This is a genomic window from Sedimentibacter sp. B4 (assembly GCF_000309315.1).
Lineage (GTDB): Bacteria > Bacillota > Clostridia > Tissierellales > Sedimentibacteraceae > Sedimentibacter > Sedimentibacter saalensis.
On the sequence record NZ_CANG01001044.1, the window covers coordinates 1 to 234 of the forward strand.

1 protein-coding gene is annotated in these 234 nt (G+C 70.5%); it reads right to left on the minus strand.

Translation table 11 applies throughout. The features are described 5' to 3' along the window. On the minus strand, nucleotides 1-234 hold a 234-nt coding region (locus BN358_RS28115), incomplete at both ends, for a hypothetical protein (RefSeq protein WP_040584241.1).

Sequence of the window (234 nt, forward strand, 5' to 3'; positions counted from 1 at the left end):
GGTTGCGGTGGTCTCGACCGCCAGGTGAGGACTGCGGCCGGTCGTTGGCAGTGCTGATCGGGTCGGCGGTGGCGCGGGCGAGTGCTTCGATCGGGTCGTGTCCGTCGGCCTCGGTCAGAAGCAGTTCGGCCCGTAGACCCGGCCACGCGGGGGCTGCGGTGATCTTGGGCAGTGCTTCTTCGACACGGCGTTCGAGGCCACGGATCCCGACGTCGCCGGCGATATGGGCCGCGG